The 887-nt window shown below is 75.6% G+C and carries 1 protein-coding gene; it reads right to left on the reverse strand.

Annotated features, from left to right (window positions below):
- Positions 1–879: IS110 family RNA-guided transposase (locus BKD30_RS15420; protein ID WP_235861745.1), on the reverse strand; the 879-nt coding region annotated here is incomplete at its 3' end.
- Positions 880–887: the final 8 nt, after the last annotated feature.

An 887-nucleotide genomic window follows, 5' to 3' on the forward strand; every position in this document is an offset into this window, starting at 1 on the left:
GTCCCAGCGCATGCGGGACAGCGCGATGGTGTGCAGGGCGTGGTTGGCGGCGCGGTCGCCGCCGCGGTTGAGACGGTGTCGGTCCCGGCGTCCGGAGGAGGCCGGGATGGGGGCCACGCCGCACAGGTGCGCGAACGCGGCCTCGGAACGCAGCCGGTCGGGGTTGTCCCCCGCGGTGGCCAACAGTTGGCCGGCGACGTCTGGGCCGACGCCCATGCGATCTATCAGGGTGGGAGCGGCCTGGGCGGTCAGGGCCTTCAGCTCGGCGTCGAGGTCGGCGATCTCCTCGCCCAGGGCCAGGATCCTCCGGCCCAGGCGGCGCAGTGCGGCCTTGGTCGCCCCGATGGGATCGGCTAGGTTGCCGGGGCGTAAGCGGGCGCAGGCCGGGGCCAGCTGTGCCGCCGAGAGGCCGCGCAGCTGGGCACGCAGCGCCTCGGGGGCGGTGACCAGCAGCTGACGGGCCTGGTTGATGGCCTGGGTGCGGGCCTTGACCGCCGAGCGCCGCGGCAACCGCAGGGCGCGGATGGCCTCGACGATCCCGTCGCGGGTCTTCGGCGAGCCGGTCGCGCGTCCGGAGGTCACCGCGGTGGCGGCGGCGTAGGCGTCGATCGGGTCGGATTTGCCCTTCATCCGCCGCGTCTTGCGGTCCGGGCGGTCGACCTCGACCACCCTCAGCCCGGCCCGGGCCAGCACCCGGGCCAGCTCGGCACCGTAGGCGCCGGTGCCCTCGACCCCCACCGCGGCCACGGCCCCGTGGGAGCCGAGCCAGGACAGCAACTGGCGGTAGCCGGCCCCCGTGGCCGGGAACTGCCGGTCGGCAAGGTGCCGGCCCAGGGGGTCGATCACTGCGGCGTGGTGCGTCTGGCCGTGGGTGTCCACCCCGGCGA

The sequence above is a fragment of the Tersicoccus phoenicis genome (genome assembly GCF_001968835.1).
Classification (GTDB): domain Bacteria; phylum Actinomycetota; class Actinomycetes; order Actinomycetales; family Micrococcaceae; genus Tersicoccus; species Tersicoccus phoenicis.